21 protein-coding genes are annotated in these 22,022 nt (G+C 73.4%); 11 read left to right on the top strand and 10 right to left on the bottom strand.

What is annotated here, in order from left to right:
• Window positions 1–166: 166 nt before the first annotated feature.
• On the bottom strand, window positions 167–1,765 hold the full coding sequence (locus ACZ4NB_RS02605) for a vWA domain-containing protein (RefSeq protein ID WP_467657820.1): 1,599 nt from the start codon (window positions 1,763–1,765) through the stop codon (window positions 167–169).
• A 666-nt stretch (window positions 1,766–2,431) separates the two neighbouring features.
• Here ACZ4NB_RS02605 and ACZ4NB_RS02600 point away from each other — a divergent pair.
• Complete coding sequence (locus tag ACZ4NB_RS02600) at window positions 2,432–3,718, top strand: alpha/beta hydrolase (protein WP_467657819.1); 1,287 nt, start codon at window positions 2,432–2,434, stop codon at window positions 3,716–3,718.
• Window positions 3,719–3,838: 120 nt separating this feature from the next.
• Here ACZ4NB_RS02600 and ACZ4NB_RS02595 read toward each other — a convergent pair whose 3' ends face one another.
• Window positions 3,839–4,654, bottom strand: a complete 816-nt coding sequence (locus ACZ4NB_RS02595) for a polysaccharide deacetylase family protein (RefSeq protein ID WP_467657818.1) — start codon at window positions 4,652–4,654, stop codon at window positions 3,839–3,841.
• A gap of 277 nt (window positions 4,655–4,931) precedes the next feature.
• On the opposite strand from ACZ4NB_RS02595, the gene ACZ4NB_RS02590 reads away from it, so the two are divergent.
• Genes ACZ4NB_RS02590 through ACZ4NB_RS02580 form a run of 3 tightly spaced genes read left to right on the top strand, consistent with a single transcriptional unit; the run spans window position 4,932 to window position 7,299 of the window.
• Window positions 4,932–5,681 carry an ABC transporter permease gene (locus ACZ4NB_RS02590; RefSeq protein WP_467657816.1) on the top strand — a complete coding sequence of 250 codons (750 nt, stop codon included), beginning with the start codon at window positions 4,932–4,934 and terminating at the stop codon, window positions 5,679–5,681.
• Entirely contained in the window at window positions 5,678–6,352 is a 675-nt protein-coding gene (locus ACZ4NB_RS02585; RefSeq protein ID WP_467657815.1) for an ABC transporter permease, read from the top strand. Before ACZ4NB_RS02590 ends, ACZ4NB_RS02585 begins: the two co-directional genes overlap by 4 nt.
• Window positions 6,349–7,299: an ABC transporter substrate-binding protein gene (locus ACZ4NB_RS02580; RefSeq protein ID WP_467657814.1), complete on the top strand. Its 951-nt coding sequence runs from the start codon at window positions 6,349–6,351 to the stop codon at window positions 7,297–7,299. Before ACZ4NB_RS02585 ends, ACZ4NB_RS02580 begins: the two co-directional genes overlap by 4 nt.
• 161 nt (window positions 7,300–7,460) lie before the next feature.
• On the opposite strand, the gene ACZ4NB_RS02575 is transcribed toward ACZ4NB_RS02580, so the two are convergent.
• Complete coding sequence (locus tag ACZ4NB_RS02575) at window positions 7,461–8,618, bottom strand: ABC transporter ATP-binding protein (protein WP_467657812.1); 1,158 nt, start codon at window positions 8,616–8,618, stop codon at window positions 7,461–7,463.
• 81 nt (window positions 8,619–8,699) lie between these two features.
• The gene (locus ACZ4NB_RS02570) at window positions 8,700–9,377 is read right to left on the bottom strand and encodes a response regulator transcription factor (protein WP_467657811.1); all 678 of its coding nucleotides are present in this window, start codon (window positions 9,375–9,377) and stop codon (window positions 8,700–8,702) included.
• A gap of 320 nt (window positions 9,378–9,697) precedes the next feature.
• On the opposite strand from ACZ4NB_RS02570, the gene ACZ4NB_RS02565 reads away from it, so the two are divergent.
• Window positions 9,698–10,639 carry an NADP-dependent oxidoreductase gene (locus ACZ4NB_RS02565; RefSeq protein ID WP_467657810.1) on the top strand — a complete coding sequence of 314 codons (942 nt, stop codon included), beginning with the start codon at window positions 9,698–9,700 and terminating at the stop codon, window positions 10,637–10,639.
• Between the two features lie 7 nt (window positions 10,640–10,646).
• Here ACZ4NB_RS02565 and ACZ4NB_RS02560 read toward each other — a convergent pair whose 3' ends face one another.
• From ACZ4NB_RS02560 to ACZ4NB_RS02550, 3 genes are all read right to left on the bottom strand, one after another.
• On the bottom strand, window positions 10,647–11,630 hold the full coding sequence (locus ACZ4NB_RS02560; protein WP_467657809.1) for a hypothetical protein: 984 nt from the start codon (window positions 11,628–11,630) through the stop codon (window positions 10,647–10,649).
• Between the two features lie 196 nt (window positions 11,631–11,826).
• Complete coding sequence (locus tag ACZ4NB_RS02555; RefSeq protein WP_467657807.1) at window positions 11,827–12,432, bottom strand: hypothetical protein; 606 nt, start codon at window positions 12,430–12,432, stop codon at window positions 11,827–11,829.
• A gap of 110 nt (window positions 12,433–12,542) precedes the next feature.
• Window positions 12,543–13,586 carry a cation diffusion facilitator family transporter gene (locus tag ACZ4NB_RS02550; protein ID WP_467657806.1) on the bottom strand — a complete coding sequence of 348 codons (1,044 nt, stop codon included), beginning with the start codon at window positions 13,584–13,586 and terminating at the stop codon, window positions 12,543–12,545.
• A 273-nt stretch (window positions 13,587–13,859) separates the two neighbouring features.
• Between ACZ4NB_RS02550 and cbiT the strand changes: the two genes are divergently transcribed.
• From cbiT to ACZ4NB_RS02535, 3 genes are all read left to right on the top strand, one after another.
• Entirely contained in the window at window positions 13,860–15,185 is a 1,326-nt protein-coding gene (gene cbiT / locus ACZ4NB_RS02545) for a precorrin-6Y C5,15-methyltransferase (decarboxylating) subunit CbiT (protein ID WP_467657805.1), read from the top strand.
• Window positions 15,186–15,344: 159 nt separating this feature from the next.
• Entirely contained in the window at window positions 15,345–16,106 is a 762-nt protein-coding gene (gene cobM, locus ACZ4NB_RS02540; RefSeq protein ID WP_467657803.1) for a precorrin-4 C(11)-methyltransferase, read from the top strand.
• Between the two features lie 114 nt (window positions 16,107–16,220).
• The gene (locus ACZ4NB_RS02535) at window positions 16,221–16,589 is read left to right on the top strand and encodes a hypothetical protein (protein ID WP_467657802.1); all 369 of its coding nucleotides are present in this window, start codon (window positions 16,221–16,223) and stop codon (window positions 16,587–16,589) included.
• Window positions 16,590–16,719: 130 nt separating this feature from the next.
• On the opposite strand, the gene ACZ4NB_RS02530 is transcribed toward ACZ4NB_RS02535, so the two are convergent.
• A complete protein-coding gene (locus ACZ4NB_RS02530) occupies window positions 16,720–17,985 on the bottom strand; it encodes a cobalt-precorrin-5B (C(1))-methyltransferase (RefSeq protein ID WP_467657801.1) in 1,266 nt (421 codons plus the stop codon).
• Between the two features lie 17 nt (window positions 17,986–18,002).
• Between ACZ4NB_RS02530 and ACZ4NB_RS02525 the strand changes: the two genes are divergently transcribed.
• Window positions 18,003–18,800: a cobalt-precorrin-6A reductase gene (locus ACZ4NB_RS02525; protein WP_467657799.1), complete on the top strand. Its 798-nt coding sequence runs from the start codon at window positions 18,003–18,005 to the stop codon at window positions 18,798–18,800.
• A 132-nt stretch (window positions 18,801–18,932) separates the two neighbouring features.
• On the opposite strand, the gene ACZ4NB_RS02520 is transcribed toward ACZ4NB_RS02525, so the two are convergent.
• A complete protein-coding gene (locus tag ACZ4NB_RS02520; RefSeq protein WP_467657798.1) occupies window positions 18,933–19,160 on the bottom strand; it encodes a hypothetical protein in 228 nt (75 codons plus the stop codon).
• A gap of 130 nt (window positions 19,161–19,290) precedes the next feature.
• Between ACZ4NB_RS02520 and ACZ4NB_RS02515 the strand changes: the two genes are divergently transcribed.
• Complete coding sequence (locus ACZ4NB_RS02515) at window positions 19,291–20,112, top strand: helix-turn-helix domain-containing protein (RefSeq protein ID WP_467657796.1); 822 nt, start codon at window positions 19,291–19,293, stop codon at window positions 20,110–20,112.
• Entirely contained in the window at window positions 20,109–20,441 is a 333-nt protein-coding gene (locus tag ACZ4NB_RS02510) for a DUF397 domain-containing protein (protein WP_467657795.1), read from the top strand. The genes ACZ4NB_RS02515 and ACZ4NB_RS02510 overlap by 4 nt, the downstream gene beginning before the upstream one ends.
• A 36-nt stretch (window positions 20,442–20,477) precedes the next feature.
• Here the strand turns inward: ACZ4NB_RS02510 and ACZ4NB_RS02505 are convergent, their stop codons facing one another.
• On the bottom strand, window positions 20,478–22,022 hold the full coding sequence (locus ACZ4NB_RS02505; protein ID WP_467657793.1) for a precorrin-2 C(20)-methyltransferase: 1,545 nt from the start codon (window positions 22,020–22,022) through the stop codon (window positions 20,478–20,480).

Raw genomic sequence — 22,022 nt, 5'->3', positions numbered from 1 at the left:
GCGCGGCACCTCCCGCTCCGCGCAGGTGCTTCACGCATTCAGCCTAGGGAGCGGGGCCGCGGCGCGCCTGCCGTGCTGCCGCTTGTGCGCTCGGCGAAAGGGGCGGCCGCGGCGGGCCGTGGGGCCCGGCCGCGGCCGGTGGGGTGCTGGTGGGGGTGCCTGCGGGTCAGTTGTCCTTGACGACGCCGGCGGCGCGGGCCTCGGTGAGCCACTCGGGGAACTCGACCATCAGCTGCTGGTAGAGCTCGTCGTGGGAGAGGCTGCGCGGGTCGCGGCCGGCGTGGAAGAAGCCGGCGTTGTCGACGGCGCGCTTCTCCGGGACGGCCAGGTCGTCGAGCTTGCGCAGGAAGTCGAAGCCCTTGGCGTCCGGGTCTCCGAAGCCGATGAACTGCCAGAAGACGGGGAGTTCGGCGGCCTCGCACAGGGCCCGCTCGGCGGCCGGCTTGGAGGTCGGGGCGCCGTCGGTCTGGAAGATGACGAAGGCCGGGGCGGTGCTGCCGGACTTCTTGTAGTGCTCGACGACGGCGTTGATGGCCCAGTGGTAGTTGGTGCGGCCCATGTGGCCGAGGCCGGCGTGCAACTCCTCGATGCGGCCCTCGTAGTTGGTGAGGTCGATCTCGGCGGTGCCGTCGACGTCGGTGGAGAAGAAGACGACGGGGACGACGGCGTCGTCGTCGAAGTTGGCGGCGAGGCCGAGGGCCTGTTCGGCCAGGTTCTGGACCGTGCCGTCCTTGTAGTAGTTGCGCATCGAGCCGGAGCGGTCGAGGACCAGGTAGACGGCGGCGCGCTGGGTGCCGAGGCCGTGCTTCTCCAGCGTGCTGCCGGCGGCCTTGTAGAGGCTGACAAGGGCGGGGGCGGTGGCGGCCAGGGCGCTCTCGGCGTCCTTGGTGGCGTCGGTGACCGCGGGGCTCTCGGTGCCCTTGGTGTTCTCGGTGGCCTCAAGGCTCTTGGTGCTCTCGCCGGTTTCGCCGGTCTCGCCGGTCTCGCCGGTCTCGGCGGCCTCGGTCTCGGCCTCGGAGGGCTGGGGCTCCGGCTCGGCGGCGGCCTGCGGCTCCGGCTGGGGCTGGGCCTCCGGCTCGGGCTCCTCCGGGGCGGCCTCGGCGATCGGCTGCGCCTCCGGGGCGGCCTCGGCGGGGGCTTCGGTCTTGGCCGCGGCCGCAGCCTCCTCCTTCGGCTCGGCCTTCTCCTCGGCCTTCGGCTCGTCCACCGCTGCGGACTTCGCCTCGTCCTCGGCCGGCACCGGTTCGGTGACGGACTCGGTGACGGACTCGGCGGCGGACTCCGTGGCGGACTCGGTGGTCGCCGGCGCCGCCGGGCTCGGGTTGTCGAAGGCCCGGCTGACGAGTTCGGAGACGGTGTCGGCCGTGTCCGCGGGTGCGGTCGCGGGCTCGTCGCCGGCCGCGGCCGCCGTCGGCTCCTCGTCGGCCTTGGCCGACTCGGTCGCGGCGTCGTCGGCGGACTCCTCGCGTACGGACGGCGTCTCGCTCCGTACGGGCGTCTCCGCGCGGTCCACCGGGCTGCTCTGGGCCGGCAGGGTCGCGGTCGTCGGCGCCGGGCTCGGGGCCGGGTCCGCGACCTCCGTGGGCGCGGTGCGGGCGGCGGGGACCTCGGCCTCCGGGGCGGGGGCCGGGGTGGCTTCCTCGCGGGCTTCCGGGATGGTCGCGGACTCCGGCTTGTCGGCCGTGCCGCTCGGGGCCGCGCCGGATTCTTCACGGGCCGCCTTGGAGCGACCGAAAGCGTTGCGCAGCAGACTCCGAATGCCCATCGGCGAACCTCTCTTGCGTGTGGTGGGTGCGGCGTATGTCCGTGAAGCACGGACATGTCCCTGACCAGGACGGATACGTAAGCGTAGCGGCCGGGACCGGGCTCATCGTGGGACCCCGCGCCTCGCGTGGTGGGCTATCCGGGGGGTATCGCGGGGCAGGTGGTTTCAGCCGGGGCGCCGGTGCCCTGCCGGTGGTGCATCGCCCCTGCGTACGGGGCTGAACGGCGGCTCGTGCCGCGTCCCGGAGGGGGCGGCGGGGGCCGCTCGTCGAAGGTCTGCCGCGGCTCCGGATTCACCGCCTGTTCATGTGTCCCGCGTCCTGCCGAAGGCTGGGGCGGCTGGGGACGGGGATGCGGAAGTGGCGAATGGGGGGCATGTTGGCCGAGTTGGGAAAGTTGGCGAAGTTAGTGAAGTTGGGAGAATTGGTACGAGTGGTGAGGGGTGGGGGAGTTGACCGGAGTTGGAAGAGTGCACCTTCGCACGACGCCCTCACATCACGCCCCGGAAACGAAGTGGCAAGAGCTGGGTAAGAACTGAGTCGTTCAGGTATCCGATGCGCAGGTGTGCCCGTCTCCTCCGGTGACCATTGTCCTGAGCCGCCCGTTGTGCCTAGGCGGCCAATAAGAAGGCAAGAACCCTTCCGAGGGTGACGGGAGATGTGAGCGCATGGGGCTGACCAGTCAGTCGCTCGAATACATGGTGGTCGTGCTGGCGGTGGCCTGTGTGGCCGCCACGGTGTGGCTCTGGCCCCGGCTGGCCAAGCGCGGGATCCGTGCCGTACTGGGCAGGCTGGGCGCCATCGTGGTCACCCAGGTGTCGATCGTGTGCGCGCTCGCCCTCGCCGTGAATGCGAACTTCGAGTTCTACGGCAACTGGGACGAGCTGCTGGGCAACAACGACGAGGCGCCGGTGTCCGTGAGCCAGGGCGGCGGGCAGTACGCCTCGGTCGGGAACCTCAAGGGCGGGCTGATCCAACCGGCGGGCCCGCAGGGTCTCGATCGGGTGACCGGACTGCCCAAGGGGCCCGCCGACAAGGTGGGCAAGGTCGAGTCCGTACGGATCGTCGGGCGCCGCACCCGGGCCATCAACCCGGGCTTCGTCTATCTGCCGCCGCAGTACTTCCAGCAGCAGTTCCGCCGACAGCGGTTCCCCGTCATGGTCGTCATCAGCGGCTACCCCGGCGGGATCATGAACCTCGCGCAGCACCTCCAGGTGCCGCAGAACGCGGGTCGGCTGATCGCCCAGGGCAAGATGCAGCCGACGGTGATCGTGATGGTGCGGCCGACGATCGCGCCGCCGCGGGACACCGAGTGCGTGGACGTGCCGGGCGGTCCGCAGGCCGAGACGTTCTTCACCAAGGACCTGCCGGACGCCATGAAGTCGGCCTACCGGGTGGGCCGCGACCCCAGTGCCTGGGGCGCGTTCGGCTACTCGTCCGGCGGCACCTGCTCGCTCCAGCTGGCGATGCGCAACCCGAAGGTCTACACCTCGGCGGTCTCGCTCTCCGGGGACTACGCCATCAAGGACGACCTGACCACCGGCAGCCTCTTCGGCGCCGGCCCGGAGGGCGCCCAGCGGGAGCGCGAGCACGATCTGCTGTGGCGCCTGAAGAACCTGCCCTCGCCGCAGGTCTCCGCGCTGGTGGCCAGCAGCCGCAAGGGCGAGGCCAATTACGGCCCCACCATGAAGTTCCTCCATGCGGCCAAGTCGCCGATGACGGTCGACTCGATCATCCTGCCGCAGGGCAGCCACCAGTTCGCGACCTGGCGGCGCGAGGTCGTACCGGCCCTGGAGTGGCAGAGCCAGCAGCTGACGTTCCCGCAGGACACCGAGGCCGTCGTGCCGCCGCGCAAGCAGGGCGCCAAGCCGGGGCAGGGCGGATCGCCGGGCCAGGCGCCGACGTCCCAGGAGAGCGGCCGCCGCCGTGTGGAGGCCGAGCGCCCGCAGGGCTGACCGCCCCCCCCGCGAGGCCGCTCGCGACCGCCGGACGTTCCCGAGCCCGGCCCACGCCCCCGTGCGCGGGCCGGGCTCGCGCGTACCCGCACGCGGGCCCGGGAGCCGGTGGGCCTCCCGTCACTCCGGCCGGTAGACCATGCCCGGTTCCGGCTTCGCGGGGGAGAGCAGCTGGGAGACCGTGACGACCGTGTAGCCGCGCTTCTTCAGCTCCTTGAGGATGCCCGGGACGGCCGGCACGGTGCCCTTGTAGATGTCGTGCAGCAGGATGACGCCGTCCCGCTCGGTCTGTTCGAGGACCCGCTTGGTGATCAGGGCCGAGTCGTTGGTCTGGTAGTCCTTGGCGGTCACGCTCCACAGGACCTGGGCCAGGCCGAGGTCCTTGCTGATCTTGGAGACCTCCCCGTCGGTCCTGCCCTGCGGCGGGCGCATCAGCCGGGGCGCCTTGCCGGTGATCTTGCGGACCGCGTCCTGCAGGCGGGACAGCTCCCGCTTGGCCTCTTCGGGCTCGATCTCGGTCAGGATCTGGTGCGACCAGGTGTGGTTGGCCAGCTCATGGCCCTCGGCGTCGATCCGCTTCACCTCGGCCGGGCGCTTGGCGACGTGGTTCTTGCCGAGCATGAAGAAGGTCGCATGCACCTTCTCCTTCTTGAGGATGTCCAGCAGGCGGTCGGTGTTCTCGCTGGGGCCCGCGTCGAAGGTGAGCGCGACGCACTTGGCCTTGGCGCAGTCGACGTGTGCGTCGCCCCCGGCGCCCCCGTTCTCCGTCGCCTTTCCGTCGCCCGACTTCCCCTCCGCCGCCGAGGCGTCGGCGCGGGCGTCGGCCGGTGCGGTGACGTCGTACGTGGCGCAGCCGCTGAGGGCCAGGACCAGGGACGTGGCCGCCAGCAGCCCGGCTGTGGACAGGCTGCGGGCCGTGGACTTCTGCTTCGGCATGCGGGTCTCTCTTCGGGCGCGGATGGTCGGCAAGGGGCCCGTGACCTGCACTTTCGGGCATGGCGAGGCCGACGCGTACAGGGGCGTGCCCTGCCGCGCCGACCACCGGGTCGCACCGGGCCGACGGACTCCGGGGAACTATACATAGGCAGTACACACTGCATGTATACGTGGGGTGTCTACATCCGGTGCGGAGGTCTGGGAGGGGTGGGCGAAGGGGTGCCCGATCGGACGCGTCCGCCGCGACACCCCGCCCCCGCCGGGGTGGACTCGTACCGTGACCGCACCGCCGCCGGACGACTGCCTGGCCCGTAACGAATGGATCTGCGGCGACTACCTGAGCACCCGCCGGCAGATCCTGCTCGACGCGGTCGTCCAGCACATCCAGCTGACGGTGGTCTCGGTGGCGCTGGGGCTGGTGATCGCGGTCCCGCTGGCGGTGCTGGCCCGCCGCCGGCGGTGGACGGCCGGGCCGGTGCTCGGCATCACCACGGTCCTCTACACGATTCCGTCGCTGGCGATGTTCTCGCTGCTGCTGCCGGTCTACGGGCTCTCCGCCACGCTCGTCGTGGCCGGCCTCGCCCTCTACTCCCTCACCCTGCTCGTACGGAACATCCTGGCGGGGCTGAACGGCGTCCCGGCCGAGGCCAGGGAAGCCGCCCGCGGTATGGGGTACGGGCCGCTGCGCCAACTGCTGACCGTCGAGTTCCCGCTGGCCGTACCCGCCGCGATGGCCGGGCTGCGGATCGCCACGGTCTCGGCGGTCGCCCTCACCACGGTCGGCGCGATCGTCGGCTACGGCGGGCTGGGCAACCTCATCTACGCCGGGATGAACGGGTACTTCAAGGCGCAGGTGCTCACCGCGTCCGTGCTGTGCGTGCTCATCGCCGTCGTCTTCGATCTGCTGCTGCTCGGCGCGGAACGGCTGCTCACGCCCTGGCGGCGGGCCGGCCGGCGGGCGCGGGTGCGGATCCGGGCCACCGCGGGGACCCAGCGGCCGGTCGCGGCTCCCGGGCGGCGGGCGTGAACACCCTCTTCGAGGTCTGGGCCTGGCTGACCACCGGCGCCAACTGGTCCGGTGAGAACGGCGTCTGGCACCGCCTCGCACAGCACCTGGTCCTCACCTTCGCCTGCCTGGTCATCAGCGCCCTGATCGCGCTGCCGATCGCGCTGACCCTCGGCCACCTCGGACGCGGCGGCGCGCTGGCGGTCAACCTCGCCAACGTCGGGCGCGCGGTGCCGACCTTCGCCGTACTCGTCCTGCTGCTGCTCACCCCCCTCGGGCGGCACGGGCAGTGGCCGACGATCATCGCGCTGGTGCTGTTCGCCATCCCTCCGCTGCTGACCAACGCCTACGTCGGGATGCGCGAGGTGGACCGGAGCGTGGTGCGGGCCGCGCGGGGCATGGGGATGACCGGGTGGCAGCTGGTGTGGCGGGTGGAGGCGCCGCTGGCCTTTCCGCTGGTGCTGACCGGCGTACGGATCGCCGCGGTCCAGCTCGTGGCCACCGCCACGCTCGCCGCACTGGTCGGCGGCGGGGGCCTCGGCCGGATCATCACCGCGGGGTTCAACCTGGCCAGTACCCCGCAGGTGGTCGCCGGTGCGGTGCTGGTCGCGGTGTTCGCGCTGCTGATGGAGGCCGGTTTCGAGCTCGTGGAGCGGTTCGCGCCGGGGTGGGCGCGCGGGCGGGCCGGGTGAGGGCCGCCGGCGCGGCCGTCGCGGCCCTGGCGGCCCTCGGGCTCACCGGGTGCGCCACCGGCCCTTCCCTGGAGACCCGCTCCGCGATCACCGCCTCGCCCGGGGACAGCAGCGAACTGGCCATCGGCTCGGCCGGCTTCACCGAGAGCGAGCTGCTCGCCCGGATGTATGCGGCGCTGCTCGACCACGCCGGCTACCGGACCCATGTCCTGACCGTCGGCAACCGCGAGTTGTACGAACCCGCGCTGGAGGCCGGGCAGATCGATGTCGTCCCCGAGTACGCCGCGACCTTCGCGGACTGGCTCAACGCCAAGAACGAGGGATCCAAGGCGCCTCCCGTCGCCTCGCCCGACCTCGGCGCCACTGTGGCCGTCCTGCGCCGGCTCGCCGCTCGCCGCGGTCTGACCGTGCTCCCGCCCGGCCGGGCCGTCGACCAGAACGCCTTCGCGGTCAGCGCCGCATACGCCCGCAAGCACCACCTCAAGACGCTCAGCGACCTGGGCCGCGCCAAGCTGCCGGTGCGGCTCGCGGCGGGCGACGAGTGCGTTCAACGGCCCTTCTGCGCGCCGGGGTTGCGCAAGCGGTACGGGATCAACGTCACCGCCATCGACCCGAAGGGGGTCGGCACCACGCCCGCCAAGCAGGCCGTGCAGAACGGACAGGACCAGATGGTGCTGACCACCAGCACGGACGCCACCCTCGACCAGTTCGGGCTGGTGCTGCTCGCCGACGACAAGAAGCTGCAGAACGCCGACTACGTCCTCCCCGTCGTCAACCGCGCCCGTGCGGGCGGCCCGCGCCCCGCCGCGGCGCTCAAGCGCCTCAACACGGTCCTGACCACCGCCGATCTGGCGCACCTCAACGAACAGGTGGACAGCTGGCGACGGCTCCCGGCGGACGTGGCACGCAACTACCTCATGGCGAAGGGGCTGCTGCCGAAGGGCTGAGCCGCGCCATGTCCGCTGGGCGGGCCGGTGTTGCACGGGGATCGGCGTACCCGCGAACGGGCCGCTGTTTCACGTGAAACACCGCGCGGGCAGGCACAGCGGACGTTTCACGTGAAACACGCGCAGGGCCCCTTCGCGCGCGGCGCCTCCTGCGCTCCCCCTCACTCCGTAGGCACCGAGTCCACCTGCGCCCGCTCCCGCGGCACCCCCCGCTCGTCCGAGTCGATGGCGCGGCGGAGCGCCTCATGGAGCCTGGTCGGGGTGAGGACGCCGAGGAACCGCCCGCCGTCCAGGACCGCGACCCAGCCGGCATCGTGCTTGAGCATCTCGCTGAAGGCGGACTTGAGGGTGCCGGTGACCGGTACCCACGCCTCCATGCGGCGGGCGTGTCCGGCGACCGTGCCGGCGGCACCGGCCAGCTCCTCCGCGCCCACCCAGCCGTGCAGTTCGCCGTCCTCGTCCAGCACCACCGCCCAGCGGGCCCCCTCGGCCCGCAGCCGTCCCGCCGCCTGCGCGGCCGGCTCGCCGAGCCGGGCGAACGGCGGGCGTTCGAGGTCGCCGCGGTCGATACCGGTCACCGAGAGCTGCTTCAAGGCCCGGTCGGTGCCGACGAATTCGGCGACGTACGGCGTGGCCGGGGCGCCGAGGACGCTCGCGGGGGTGTCGTACTGCTCGATGCGCCCGGCCCCGTAGACCGCGATCCGGTCGCCGAGCCGGATGGCCTCCTCGATGTCATGGGTGACCAGCAGCACCGTCTTGTGGAGGGTGGACTGCAGCCGCAGGAACTCCTTCTGCAGCCGGTCGCGCACGACCGGGTCGACCGCGCCGAACGGCTCGTCCATCAGCAGCACGGGCGGATCGGCGGCGAGCGCACGGGCCACCCCGACGCGCTGGCGCTGGCCGCCGGAGAGCTGCTCGGGATAGCGCGCGCCGTAGACGGCAGGGTCCAGCCCGACCAGGTCCAGGAGTTCGGCTGCCCGCTCGCGTGCCGCGGCCTTCTTCCAGCCGGTCAGAAAGGGCACGGTGGCCGTGTTGTCCAGGACCGTGCGGTGCGGGAAGAGGCCGGTCTGCTGGATGACATAGCCGATACGGCGGCGCAGCCGGACCGGGTCGACGCCGGCGATGTCCGCACCGTCGACGTAGATCCGCCCCCGAGTGGGGTCGATGAGCCGGTTGACCATCATCATCGTGGTCGTCTTGCCGCAGCCGGACGGTCCGACGAGGGTGACCAACTCCCCCTCGCCGACCTCGAAGGAGAGGTCGTCGACGGCGGTGGTCCCGTCGGGGTAGCGCTTGGTGACCGACTCGAACCGGATCATTGGGTCATTGAATCCCGCCGCCCGCGACCGGTCCCGTCATGCGGGCAATCGGGTGTGCGGTGCCCCTCGGGCGGGCACCGTTCACCGGCGCCCGCCCGGCGCGTCGCTCATGCGGTATCCGGCGCCGGGCACGGTCTCGATCACCGGTGGGTCGCCGAGTTTGGCGCGCAGCGTGCCGAGCGTGACGCGGACGGCGTTGGTGCGGTAGCTGGTGTGCTCCTCCCACACTTCCTCGATCAGGTCGTCGCCGCTGACCACCGCCCCCTGGGCGCGCAGCAGGACCTCCAGCACCCCGAACTCCTGGCGCGTCAGGGCCAGGGGACGGCCGCCGCGGACCGCCAGCCGGCGCGCGGTGTCGACGGTGACGCCGGCCCGTTCGATGACCGGCGGCAGGGCGGGCCGGGCCCGCCGGCCCAGCGCCAGGACCCGGGCGAGCAACTCCTCGTACGCGAACGGCTTGGCCAGACAGTCGTCGGCGCCCGGCCCGGGACCGGCCGCCCGGTCGTGGACCGTGCCGGACGCGGTGAGCATCAGCACCCGCGTCGGCAGCCCCTGCTCCACCACGTGCCGGCACACCTCGTCGGCGTGCGGCCCGGGCAGCTCACGGTCCAGGACGAGCACGTCGTAGCCGCCGAGCCGCAGCTTGGCCAGCGCCTCGCGGCCGTCGTGCGCGATGTCCACCGCGAGCGCGTCGCGGCGCAGCCCCGCGCCGATCATGTCCGCGAGGAACTCCTCGCCCTCCACCACCAGCACACGCATGCGGTCATGTGTACCCGAGGGCCGCCCTTCCACGACGTAAAGCGCTTCCGCCGCGACGCCCCGGACCAGGGAATTCACCACGCTGGAGCCGGACGCCGCCGAGCGGCCGGAGAAACGGGGGGCGGCCCCGGGCTCCGGCGCCACCGGCGACTCACCACGGTGGTGCCGCGCCCCGGGGCGGGGACGACTTTTCCGTCCGACCCGGGGGGCCGTACGAGTTGCTTCCGCCGCACCGCCTTTGCACCTGCCGCGTCCGGCCGCACCGGCGTGCTTACGATCCACTTCGGCCACCGGTCGGAAGGGTGGAAGGGAACGCCACGATGAGAGCCGTAGCAGTCAACGCATTCGGCGCACAGCCGCAGCTCATGGAGCTGCCGCAGCCCGATCCAGGGCCTGGTGAGGTCCTGGTGCGGCTGTCCGCCGCCGGACTCAACCCCATCGACTGGAAGCTCGCCGACGGGATGTTCGGGGACGCCGTCCCGGCCTCCTTCCCCCTGGTCCTGGGCTCGGACGGGGCCGGCGAGGTGCTCGCCATCGGCACCGGCGTACGGCGGTTCACCGTCGGCGACGCGGTGTTCGGCCAGTTCCAGCGCCCGGAGCAGGGCGGGGGCTCGTACTGCGAACTGGCCATCGCCGACGAGGACCGCATCGCGCACGCCGCCCGCAGCGTCACCTACGCGACCTCCGCGGCGCTGCCGACGGCCGGTATGACCGCGTACAACCTCGTCGAGGAGACCCGGATCGCCGACGGCAAGCGCGTGCTGATCGTGGGCGCGACCGGCGGCGTCGGCACCTTCGCCACCCAGCTCGCGGCCGGCCGCGGCGCCGAGGTGATCGCCACCGCCCGCCCGGCCATGGCGGAGCTGATGCGGAACCTGGGCGCGGCGGAGGCCGTCGACCACACCGCGGGCCCGCTCGCCGACCAGGTCCTGGCGGCGCATCCGGACGGGGTGGACGTGCTGATCGACATGATCAGCGGCCCCGCGGAGTTCGGTGAGCTGACCCGGACCGTGCGCGACGGGGGCACGGCCGTCTCGCTGATCGGCTCGGCGGACGCGGACGAGCTGACCGAGCACAACCTGCGCGGCTTCAACTTCGTCAACCGGCCCTCCCCGCAGCTCCTGGAGATCCTGGCCGGCCATGTCGACGCGGGCCGCCTGACCGTCCTCGTGGGCCGCGAGGTCGCCCTGGAAGAGGCCCCGGAGGCGCTGGCGGCCAGCCGCACCGGCCGGGCGCAGGGCAAGACGGTCCTGGCGATCTGACCGGTCCTCAGCCCGGGCCGGCGGCCCGCCGCGTGCGCCAGGCCCGGACCGCCGGCGGCCCCGCCGCGGCCAGTACCGCGGTCAGCGTCCCCGCGCCGACGAGGAGCCAGACGCCGGTCCGCAGCGGACCGGTCAGCGCGTCGGCGTACGCGTCGGCGGCGGGCCGGGAGACCATCGCGGGCAGCGCGTCCAGGGTGCGGCCGCGGACCAGCGCGAGCGCCACGGCCAGCAGGGCGGCGGCCGCCGCGCAGCCCACCCCGGTGCAGATCAGCGCCCGTCGCCGACGCCGCGCCAGCAGCAGCCCGCCTGACAGGCACAGCGCCGCGGTCGGCGGCAGCAGCAGCGCCCCGTCGCGTGCGACGTCGTGGACGGCCCGGATCCGCGGGACGTCGGGGGCCTTCAGCAGCACGATCTCCACGCCGGAGCGCGGCACCCGGCGGACGAGGTCCAGCCCCATGCCGTTGTCCGACAGCTGGTGCTTGACCCGCTCCAGGACCGGGGTGAGGTCGAGCGTGACGGCTGCGTCGCCGGACGCGGCGAGGGTGCCGTCGAGGGTCCGGTGGGCGGTGCGGTGCACCCCGTTCCACATGGCCGGAAAGCCGCGGTCGGTGACGACCTGGCGCACCTGCTTGGCCACGAACTCACGGATGCCGCTGGTGAAGCGCCGCCGGACGGCCGGACGCTCCGCGCGCGGCACGGCCTTCACCAGACCGTCGAGCCGCACATGCGCCATCACCCCGTCCGTCACATCGTCGACGACGGCCTGCTGGACGGCGGCGTTCCCGGCCAGCGGCGCCACCGCCGCCACATAGCTGTCGGTCTCGGTCAGCGCGGTGCGCGCCCAACTGGCCGCCATGCTCAGCGGCAGCAGCAGCACCCCCACCACCAGCAGCACTCCGCCGGCCACCGCCCGTACGCGCCGCCGCCGTCCCGGCGGCCCGCCCTCCTCCGGCACCCGCCCGCCGGGGCGTACGGGTGCGCTCGCTGACATCGCGTCGTCCTTCCTGCACGGCGGACCGGACGCGTCCATGCGGGGACCGACCGGATCGGCCGGTCCGGGTGAGGGGTACGGCGCGCCCTACGGCCACCTTCCAGGCAAGCCCGCCCGAGCGCCGCCCGCGAGCGGAGCCGGTGCCAACGGGTGACCGGGGCGCGGTGCCCGCCGGGCCGCGGTGCGGCGGCCGTCCTCAGCCCGCTGCCGCCGCCCGCCGCCGGCGCGCCGTCCGCACCACCCCGGGCACCAGTAGCGCCGCGGCCGCGGCGGCCACCGCCCACCACCCCCAGCCGTCGTCGCCGTCGCCCGCCGGGCCCGTCGGCGGCAGGTCGTCGAGATCGCCCGAGCAGGCCACCGGGGCGTAGGAGCCGCCCACGTAGACGCAGGCCGTGGCGGCGGCGCGCAGGGTGCCTGGGGCGGCGGTGGCGGTGCGGTCCGGGCGGTTGCCGAGTACGGCGGTGGCGGTGAACACCTGGATGTCGTGCGCGGGCAGATCGGCGCGCCAGGTGACCTTCTGGCCGCCCGTCCCGTGGCCCTGGACGGTGCCGCCGGGTGCGGTGGCGGAGGTCGTGGTGGCCGGCATCCGCTGTTCGACCCGGGCCCCGTGGACCGCGTCGGCGCCCAGGTTGTGCACGGTGACGCGGTAGTCGAGCCGTCTGCCGGTCTCGGTGTCGTCGGCGCCGTCGGTCACCGCGACCGACACCGAGACGGCGGGCGGAGCCTGCGGGGCGGGTACGGCGGCGATCAGGCCGGGGGAGGCGGCGGCGCACAGCAGCGCGCGGACAGCGGCGGTTCTCATGCCGTCATCCGAGCACCGCGGCGCCCGCCACCGGCGGCACGCGGCCCCTGGCCCGGGCCGGGTTCACCCGAGGGGCGGCGCCCTGGGGGCGGTCGGCGCCCCCGCGGCGCTCAGTGCCGATGCGGCCCCGGCCGGTGCACCGGACCGTGCGCGTTCTCGCAGTGGTCGGGGGCGGGCTCCGGGGCGGTCCCGGGAGCGGGGCGCGGCCCCAGCGTCAGCACCTCGTCGGCGTCGCCCTGTTCGCCGACGTGATCGACCTGGAGCGTGGCGTGGGTGATGCCGTACTCCCCGCTCAGCAGCTCCTGGAGGTTCCGGCGGACCTTGTGGCAGTCGCCGCCCGGAGCCACCAGGATGTGCGCGGACAGCGCGGGGTGCCCGGAGGTGATCAGCCAGATGTGCAGATCGTGGATCTCGACGACCTCGTCCTCGGCGACCAGGTGGTCGCCCAGCGCGTCCGGGTCGATCCCGGCCGGCGCGGCCTCCATGAAGATCCGCCCGGACTCGCGCACCAGCCCCGTACCGGCCCGCAGCATCAGCGCGACGACCACCAGCGTGGCGATCGCATCGGCCTGGGCGAAGCCCGTCAGCAGCACGACCAGGCCGGAGACGGCGGTGGCCACGAACCCGAAGAGGTCGGTGAGGATGTGCTGGTAGGCGCCCTCGACGTTGAGGCTGGAGCGGTTGGCCTTGGACAGCAGCCAGGTGCAGATCAGGTTCACCACGATCCCGGACAGCGCGGTGATCAGCACCAGCCCGCCGGTCACGTCCGGCGGCGAGATCAGCCGCTGGACCGCCTCGTAGGCCAGCCAGACCGACAGCAGCAGCAGGGTGATGCCGTTGGCCTGCGCGGAGAGGATCTCGGCGCGCTTGAGCCCGTAGGTGTAGCCGCCGCGCGCCGGCCGCGCGGACAGCCGCATGGCGATCAGCGCCAGCACGATCGAGACCGCGTCGGTGAGCATATGGGCGGCGTCGGAGATCAGCGCCAGCGACTGCGCCACCACGCCGATGACGACCTCGACCGCCATGTACGCGGTGAGCAGGATGAGGGCGGCGCGCAGCCAGCGCCGGTCGGCGTCCGGGGAGACCCCGTGGCTGTGGCTGTGGCTGTGGCTGTGGCTGTGGCTGTGCCCGTGGCTGTGGGCGTGCTCGGACATGGGCGCGCTCCTTCCTGGCTCCTGGCTGCGAAGCAAACCGCACTTCGGCCAAAGATCCAAAGGCTGCACCGGTGACCGTTGTCATTACCGTCGAACGGCCCATCGTGCCTGGTCAGAGCGGTGCCAAGAGACCGGCGCCGCGGCGCGCAAACGGAGGCCGCCTGTCCGGTCGCCGGGGCCGCGGGGCCGTCCCCGGTCGCCGGCCCCACCCGACCGGTCAGTAGAGTTCGGCTCCCGCCACCGACCCCCATCCGAGGTAAGAGGTAACCGGCAGTGAGCCCCGCACCATCCGCCCCGGCCGCTCCTGAACCCCTCTGCGTCGTCGGCATCGGAGCCGACGGCTGGGACGGACTGCCCGCCGCCTCCCAGGAGGCCCTGCGCACGGCCGAGGTGCTGATCGGCGGCGCCCGCCAGCTGGCGCTGCTGCCCGCGGACGTCCCGGGCGAGCGCGTCCCGTGGCCCTCGCCGCTGCGCCCCGCCGTCCCCGGGCTGCTCGCCGCGCATGCCGGGCGCCGGGTGTGCGTGCTGGCCAGCGGCGACCCGATGTTCTACGGGATCGGGCGGACGCTGACCGAGGTACTGGCGGAGCAGGAGGCGCAGGCGGCGGGGGAGGCGCACGGCACGGCCGCGCCCGACGGCCACCGGCCGCCCGCCGCGCGGCCCCGGCTCCGCGTCCTCCCGCACCCCTCCGCCGTCTCCCACGCCTGCGCGCGCCTGGGCTGGCCGGTCGAGGACACCGAGGTCGTCACGCTCGTCGGACGGCCCACCGACAACCTGGCCCGCGCGCTGTACGACGGCCACCGCCTGCTGGTGCTGTCCGCCGGCGCCGGCACCCCCGCCGAGGTCGCCGCCCTGCTGCGGGCCCGCGGATTCGGCCCGACCCGGATGCGCGTACTGGAGCAACTCGGCGGCGCGCGCGAGCGGATGGTGCCGGGGGCGGCCGCCGACTGGGACGCGCCGCCCGCCGACCCGCTCAACGTCATCGCCCTCGACTGCGTCCGCGCGCCCGGCACCCCGGCCCTGGCCACCGTCCCCGGCCTGCCCGACACCGCCTACGAACACGACGGCCAGCTCACCAAGCGCCATGTCCGCGCCGCCACGCTCGCCGCGCTGGCCCCCGCCCCCGGTGAACTGCTGTGGGACATCGGCGGCGGCTCCGGCTCCATCGCCATCGAATGGCTGCGGGCGCACCGCGGCTGCCGCGCCGTCAGCGTCGAGCGCGACCCGGTACGGGCCGAGCGGATCGGCCGCAACGCGGGCGCGCTCGGCGTACCGGCGCTGCGCGTCGTGCACGGCGCCGCGCCCGCAGCGCTGGCGGGCCTGCCGGCACCGGACGCGGTGTTCATCGGCGGCGGCCTGACCGCCCCCGGTCTGCTGGCCGCCTGCTGGGAGGCGCTGCCCCCGGGCGGCCGGATCGTCGCGAACACCGTGACGCTGGAGTCCGAGGCGCTGCTCGCCGAGTGGTACCGGCGGCACGGCGGCGAACTGATCCGCCTCGCGGTCTCCCACGCGGTGCCGGTCGGCGGCTTCACGGGCTGGCGGCAGGCGATGCCGGTCACGCAGTGGGCGGCCGTCAAACCCGTGACGGGGCGGCCGTGATGCCCACGGCGCGGCGGACGTAGGGCCGGCGCCCGAGCGGTGCGGTGCGCCGCCGCCCCGGCCGGGCAGTCCGCCGCCCCGCCCTCGCCCCGCCCTCGCCCCGTTCCGTCCGCCCCCGTCCGATCTCCGTGTCCGCCCTCCCCCAGGAGTCCACCCACCATGACCGTCCACTTCATCGGCGCGGGTCCCGGCGCCGCCGACCTGATCACCGTGCGCGGCGCCCGTACGCTCGCCTCCTGCCAGGTCTGCCTCTACGCCGGCAGCCTGGTGCCGCGGGAGCTGCTCGCCGAGTGCCCGCCCGGCGCCCGGCTGATCGACACCGCGCAGCTGGACCTCGACACCATCACCGCCGAGATGGTCCGCGCCCATGAGGAGGGCCACGACGTGGCCCGGCTGCACTCCGGCGACCCGTCCGTCTTCAGCGCGGTCGCCGAGCAGATGCGCCGGCTGGACGCGGCCGGAGTGCCCTACGACGTGGTGCCCGGCGTCCCCGCGTTCGCCGCCGCGGCTGCCGCCCTCAAGCGCGAACTGACCGTGCCCACCGTCGGCCAGACCGTCATCCTCACCCGCGTCGCCCAGCGCGCCACCCCGATGCCCGAGGGCGAGGACCTGGCCACCCTCGGCCGCAGCGGCGCGCTGCTGGTGCTGCATCTGGCCGCGATGTACGTCGACCGGGTCGTCGCCGGGCTGCTGCCGCACTACGGCGTCGACTGCCCGGCCGCCGTCGTCGCCATGGCCTCCCGGCCCGACGAACTCGTCCTGCGGGGCACGCTGTCCGACATCGCCGAGCAGGTGAAGGCCGCGGGCGTGGTCCGTACGGCCGTCATCATGGTCGGCCGCACCCTGGGCGCCGAGCAGTTCCGCGACAGCCATCTGTACTCGGCGGACCGGGAGCGGCCGCACGGATCCTGCGGCGTCTGACTGATCATATGACCGCATCGGGGTGAATATCCGTTATCTGCCCTCCGGATGCCGGTAGGGACGGTGCACACCTACGGGGAACCCGCGTTACCCGAGTCAAAGGAGTACGCCACGATGCGCACCAGACTGGCCGCCGGATCGGTGGCCGCCGCAGCCCTGCTGACCCTCTTCGGCACCACCTCGGCCGGCGCCGACGACACCACCAGCCACGCCCGCCCGAAGGCCGCCGCCGCGCCGGCGGGCGACCAGGCGCGCTCGATGCACGACGACCCGGAGCGCAGGCACCACGGCAAGCGGCACGACGGCCGCGAGGAGCACCCCGAGCTGCGCGACAGCCCGGTACGGCTGACGGCCTGCGCCCTCGGCACGGCGCTGGGTTCACTGACCGGACTGGACAACTCCTGCGTGCACGAGCGGCTCGGCCTGAACTACCCGCCCTTCTCCAGAGAGGGACATGACAGGACCGCCGAGTACCGCAGATGAGGAACCGGCGCTCCGGGAACGGCCGGTAGGCGGAGCCGAGACGGCAACGGCCGGTGAGCGGGTCCGTGACGGCAACGGCCGGTGAGCGGGGCCGGGACCGGAACGGCCGGTGAGGGGAGAGGGGAAGCCCTCACCGGCCCCGAGGCCGCCCGGCCACCCGGCCGCCCGGCCGATCACCGGCCCACGGATCAGCCGCGGGGGCCGCCGTCCCCCGCGGCTCCGCCTGTCCCACCACCATCCCGGCCCGGTCGATGCAGATCACATCGACCGCGACCGGCGCGCCCCGCAGCACGGCCAGCGCCTCGTCCCGTGCCACCGCCGCCACCAGATCGCCCAGCGGAACGCCGGCCGCCGCGCACAACTGCAGCGCCGCCAGCCCGGTGTTGGCCTCGGCCACCGCCGCCGCCAGCGCCTCGTCCGCCCCGCCCCGCCGGGCCAGCTCTGCGAGGAACCCCTTGTCCACCTGCGACCGCGCCGAGTGCAGATCCAGGTGCCCCGCCGCCAGTTTGGACAGCTTGGCGAACCCGCCGCAGATGGTGAGCCGGTCCACCGGGTGGCGTCGGAGGTACTTCAGCACCGCGCCCGCGAAGTCCCCCATGTCCAGCAGCGCGTCCTCGGGGAGGCGGTGCAGCGCCACGGCGACCTTCTCCGACGTCGACCCCGTGCACCCGGCCACATGCGTCCGTCCCGCCGCACGCGCCACGTCCACCCCGCGCCGGATGGAGTCGATCCACGCCGAGCAGGAGTACGGCACCACGATCCCGGTGGTCCCCAGGATCGACAGCCCGCCCAGAATGCCCAGCCGCGGATTCCAGGTGCTGCGCGCGATCTCCTCACCGTGATCGACCGACACCTCCACCTCGACGTCGGCCGCCGCCCCCGGACCGCCGTGCCGCCGCGCCACCTCCGCCAGGTGCTCCCGCATCATCTGCCGCGGCACCGGGTTGATCGCCGGCTCCCCGACGTCCAGGGGCAGCCCCGGCCGGGTCACCGTCCCGACCCCCGGACCGGCCTTGAAGCGCACCCCGGACCCGGCCGGCAGGGCCCGCACCCTGGCCCGGATCAGCGCACCGTGCGTCACATCCGGATCATCACCCGCATCCTTCACCACACCCGCCAGCGCGCTGCCGCCCTCGGCGGCCAGCTCCTCCACCGCCAGCGCGAAGGACGGCGTCTGCCCTTTCGGCAAGGTGATCGTCACCGGGTCGGGGAACTCACCGCTCAGCAGCGCCGTGTACGCGGCCGTGCTCGCCGCCGTCGCACACGCACCGGTCGTCCAGCCGTGCCGCAGCCCGGTGTGCGCGAGCTGCGCGCTGCGCCCGCCCGCGGCCGCGCCCTTGCCCGGCCCGGCACCCCGCGGCTGCCCTCCCGTACCCTTCGTTTGCTCTTCAGCCACGGAGGAACCCACATCCCATGCCCGACGCAGCCCGCCCGCCACGCCACGTACTGATCCTCGGCGGTACGACGGAGGCCCGCCGCCTGGCCGCCGCCCTGGCACCGGAGCCGGCCCTGCGCGTGACGACCTCGCTCGCGGGGCGGGTCGCCGCGCCCCGCCTGCCCGACGGAGAGGTCCGCATCGGCGGGTTCGGCGGCCCCGAGGGCCTCGCCCGCTGGCTGCACGAGCACGCGGTGGACGCGCTCATCGACGCCACCCATCCTTTCGCCGGCACGATCAGTCACCACGCGGCCCTGGCCGCGGTCACCGCCCATGTTCCCCTGCTGGCCCTCCGCCGCCCCGGCTGGGTACCGGAACCCGGCGACACCTGGCACCAGGTCACCTCCCTGGCCGACGCGGCCGCCGCCCTCCCGGCCCTCGGCACCCGCGTCTTCCTCACCACCGGCCGTATGGGCCTGTCCTCCTTCGCCCACCTCACCGACCCGTGGTTCCTGGTCCGCTCCGTCGACCCGCCCGAGGCCCCGCACCCGCCCCGTATGACGGTGCTGCTCGACCGGGGCCCCTTCACCCTGGAAGGCGAGCGCGAACTGCTGCGCACCCACCGCATCGACGTCCTGGTGACCAAGGACAGCGGCGCCGCGGCCACGGCCCCCAAACTGACCGCCGCCCGCGAGGCCAACATCCCCGTCGTCCTCGTCCGCCGCCCCGCGTCCCCCCAAGGCGTACCGGAGACACCGACCCCTGGGGGCGCGGCCACCTGGCTGCGAAACCTCTTCCCCGGCCTCGACCTCACCGAGGCCGACAGCACGAACTGAACCAATTCGCTTCCCGCACCCGCTCCTGCAATTCCGTACGGCGGCGCTGGGCGATGTCGGCCGGGGCCTCCCGGTCATCCCCCGCATTCCTGTTCCTGCCGTCCGATGGCGATTCCGCCTCCTCCTCGTCGTTCATGGCGCGGCCTTTCGCAACGCCTCGGCGATCCGCCGGGCGAGTTCGGGCGTGCAGCGCCCCAGACTCACCAGCGGCCGCGGAAAGTCCCCGGCCAGCGAGACCCCGTCGAGCGACAGCGACGGCAACGTGATTCCCGCGCCCTTCAGAGCCCTCCGCAGCTCGTCCCGCGCCTCCTCGGCGTCCAGGATCCGCTCGGCCGCCGGGTTGCGTTCCACATTTCCCATTCCTTCTCTTCTCCGTTCGAGTCCTGGCTGGGCTGCCAATTGCCCTGTGCAGCCCTAGAGTTGTCGCTCCGACGCCGCTCGCGAAAGGGAGTCGGCGTTGTCGCGGGAAAGGGCAACAAGGGGCTCGAAGATGGTCGAAAAGAATTCCGATACCGAGGATTCCGCGCGCTGGGTCCTCGCCTGCGAACTCCGCCGGTTACGCGAGGCGTCCGGCAGATCGCTGGCCCAGCTGGCCGAGGAGACCAATTACGACCGCACCTACCTCCACCGCCTGGAGACCGGCGAACGCCTCTCCAAACTCCCGGTCATGGAGGCACTGGACCGGGTGTACGGCACAGGCGAACTACTGGTGCGGCTGTGGCGGCTGGCCAGGCTGGATGCGTTCAAGGACCGGTATCGGGCCTTCATGCAGTACGAGGCAAGAGCCACGATCCTGCACACGTACGTGACGGTGGTTCCTGGCCTCCTGCAGACCGAGGACTTCGCCCGGGTGGTGCTGTCGTCGGGGCCGAGGCCGATAAGCCCGGAAGAACTCGAAGAGGCCGTCGCTGCACGTATGGGCAGGCAGGAACTGCTGCAGCGCGATCGACCGCCGAACATCCGGGTCATCCTGGACGAGTCGGCCCTGCGTCGTCCGGCACCCGATCCCAGGGTCTGGCACGCTCAACTGGCTCGTCTTTCTGAGGCCGCCGAGGCCGCGCACATGGCCATCCAGGTGCTTCCGCTCACCGCCCCGGTGCATAACCTGATGGGTGGTTCACTCTGGCTCTTGTGGATGGCGGATGGTGGCGCTGTTGCCTACCTGGAAGGCAACAACTCGGGCAACCTGATCGAAGAGCCGGGAGACGTCGAGCACTACCGCCTCTCCTACGATCAACTTCGCGACGCGGCACTGTCGCCGCGCGATTCAGCAGCATTTATCCGGCAGTTGGTGGAGGACAGTAGACCATGACGAGAGCGCGCGAACTGGTCGACGTCGTGTGGCGCAAGAGCAGCTACAGCGACGGGGGAGCCGACAACTGTGTGGAGGTCGCGGAGGGGCTGGTCACCGTCATCCCTCTCCGCGACAGCAAGGACTCCGCATGGCGCAAGAGCAGCTACAGCGATGGCGGGGAGGACAACTGCATCGAGGTCGCCGACGGGCTCCCCACCACCGTCCCCGTCCGCGACAGCAAGAACCCCGCCGGTCCGGTGCTGCTCTTCCCGGCCGGTGCCTGGTCGGCCTTCATCGACGCCGTGAAGGCCGACCGGCACGAGATCGGCCGGATATCGGGCTGCTGAGCGGACCCGATCGATCCGCTCGATCCGCTACCCCGGCTACGCCTCCGGGTACCTCCGTGGTGTCCACACCACGTCCTCGTTCCGTCCGTCGGTGCGCCGCACCACCTCTGTCTGCGATGAGCCGACGATGAGGAGGGTCCGCATGTCGACCTGGGTGGGGTCGAGGTCGGTGAGGGCAACCGTGCGGACGGATTCCTCGGGGCCGCCGATGTCGCGGGCGAGGATGACCGGGGTGTCCGGGGCGCGGTGTTCCAGGAGGAGTTCGCGGGCCTTGGCGACCTGCCAGGTGCGGCTGCGGGAGCCGGGGTTGTACAGGGCGAGGGCCAGGTCGGCGCCCGCGGCGGCGCGGAGGCGGGCGGCGATGACCTCCCAGGGCTTGAGGCGGTCGGAGAGGGAGATGACCGCGTAGTCGTGGCCGAGCGGGGCGCCGGCGCGGGCGGCGGCGGCGTTGGCGGCGGTGACGCCGGGCAGGACGCGTACCGGCACGGAGCGGTAGGGGTCCTGGGAGGCGACTTCGAGGACGGCGGTGGCCATGGCGAAGACGCCCGGGTCGCCGCCGGAGACCACGGCCACCCGCCGGCCGCGGCGGGCCAGATCGAGGGCGAGTTCGGCGCGTTCGGACTCGACCTTGTTGTCGGAGCCGTGGCGGCGCTGGCCGGGGCGTACCGGGACGCGGTCGAGGTAGGTGGTGTAGCCGACGAGGTCCTGCGCGGCGGCGAGGGCGCCGCGGGACTCCGGGGTGAGCCAGAGCGGGCCGGCCGGTCCGGTGCCGACGACCACGACCTCACCGGGGCCGGAGGGCTCGGCGGCGGGGTCCGGCGCCGCCTCGGGGGCCTGGTAGGACTGCTCCGCGACGCGGCTGGCGACGACCGAGACGGAGAAGTAGGGGACGGTGTCGGAGTCGATGTCGGCCAGATTGTCCGTGCGTTCGCCGGACATGGTGGCGCGCTCGACATAGTGGGCCTCGGCGAGGCGGCCGGAACGTTCCATCGCCCGGCGGACGGTGGGGAAGGTGCGCCCCAGTTTCATCACGACCGCGGTGTCGGTCGAGGCCAGGCGGGCCGTCAGCTCCTCCTCCGGGAGGGTGCCGGGCAGGATCGTCAGGACCTCGTCGGCCTCGGCGAGCGGTTTGCCCAGGCGGGCCGCGGCGGCGCTGATCGAGGTGACCCCGGGGATCACCTCGGTCGGGTAACGGTGCGCCAGCCGCTTGTGCATGTGCTGGTAGGAGCCGTAGAAGAGCGGGTCGCCCTCGGAGATGACGGCGACCGTGCGGCCGGCGTCGAGGTGGACGGCGAGGCGGGCCGCGGCCTCTTCGTAGAACTCGTCGAGCGCGCCGCGGTAGCCGCCGGGGTGGTCGGTGGACTCGGTGGTGACCGGGTAGACCAGCGGCTCTTCGATGTGGTCGGCGCGCAGATGCTCGGCGGCTATCGCGCGCGCGATGGACCGTCCGTGCCGGGCGCTGTGGTACGCGATGACGTCGGCCGCGGCGATGACCTGGACGGCACGCACGGTCATCAGGGACGGGTCACCGGGGCCGAGGCCCACGCCGTAGAGGCGACCGGTCAGCTGCTGCTCGCTCAC

This window comes from Streptomyces sp. NPDC026575 (assembly GCF_055567415.1).
This window is presented reverse-complemented; position numbering and strand designations above follow the sequence as displayed.

What these genes read in the sequence shown, in the direction of transcription:
- ACZ4NB_RS02605 (WP_467657820.1), bottom strand. Translation starts at nt 1,765, where the DNA reads ATGGGCATTCGGAGTCTGCTGCGCAACGCTTTCGGTCGCTCCAAGGCG.
- ACZ4NB_RS02600 (WP_467657819.1), top strand. Translation starts at nt 2,432, where the DNA reads ATGGGGCTGACCAGTCAGTCGCTCGAATACATGGTGGTCGTGCTGGCG.
- ACZ4NB_RS02595 (WP_467657818.1), bottom strand. Translation starts at nt 4,654, where the DNA reads ATGCCGAAGCAGAAGTCCACGGCCCGCAGCCTGTCCACAGCCGGGCTG.
- ACZ4NB_RS02575 (WP_467657812.1), bottom strand. Translation starts at nt 8,618, where the DNA reads ATGATCCGGTTCGAGTCGGTCACCAAGCGCTACCCCGACGGGACCACC.
- ACZ4NB_RS02570 (WP_467657811.1), bottom strand. Translation starts at nt 9,377, where the DNA reads ATGCGTGTGCTGGTGGTGGAGGGCGAGGAGTTCCTCGCGGACATGATC.
- ACZ4NB_RS02565 (WP_467657810.1), top strand. Translation starts at nt 9,698, where the DNA reads ATGAGAGCCGTAGCAGTCAACGCATTCGGCGCACAGCCGCAGCTCATG.
- ACZ4NB_RS02560 (WP_467657809.1), bottom strand. Translation starts at nt 11,630, where the DNA reads ATGTCAGCGAGCGCACCCGTACGCCCCGGCGGGCGGGTGCCGGAGGAG.
- ACZ4NB_RS02555 (WP_467657807.1), bottom strand. Translation starts at nt 12,432, where the DNA reads ATGAGAACCGCCGCTGTCCGCGCGCTGCTGTGCGCCGCCGCCTCCCCC.
- ACZ4NB_RS02550 (WP_467657806.1), bottom strand. Translation starts at nt 13,586, where the DNA reads ATGTCCGAGCACGCCCACAGCCACGGGCACAGCCACAGCCACAGCCAC.
- cobM (WP_467657803.1), top strand. Translation starts at nt 15,345, where the DNA reads ATGACCGTCCACTTCATCGGCGCGGGTCCCGGCGCCGCCGACCTGATC.
- ACZ4NB_RS02535 (WP_467657802.1), top strand. Translation starts at nt 16,221, where the DNA reads ATGCGCACCAGACTGGCCGCCGGATCGGTGGCCGCCGCAGCCCTGCTG.
- ACZ4NB_RS02525 (WP_467657799.1), top strand. Translation starts at nt 18,003, where the DNA reads ATGCCCGACGCAGCCCGCCCGCCACGCCACGTACTGATCCTCGGCGGT.
- ACZ4NB_RS02520 (WP_467657798.1), bottom strand. Translation starts at nt 19,160, where the DNA reads ATGGGAAATGTGGAACGCAACCCGGCGGCCGAGCGGATCCTGGACGCC.
- ACZ4NB_RS02515 (WP_467657796.1), top strand. Translation starts at nt 19,291, where the DNA reads ATGGTCGAAAAGAATTCCGATACCGAGGATTCCGCGCGCTGGGTCCTC.
- ACZ4NB_RS02510 (WP_467657795.1), top strand. Translation starts at nt 20,109, where the DNA reads ATGACGAGAGCGCGCGAACTGGTCGACGTCGTGTGGCGCAAGAGCAGC.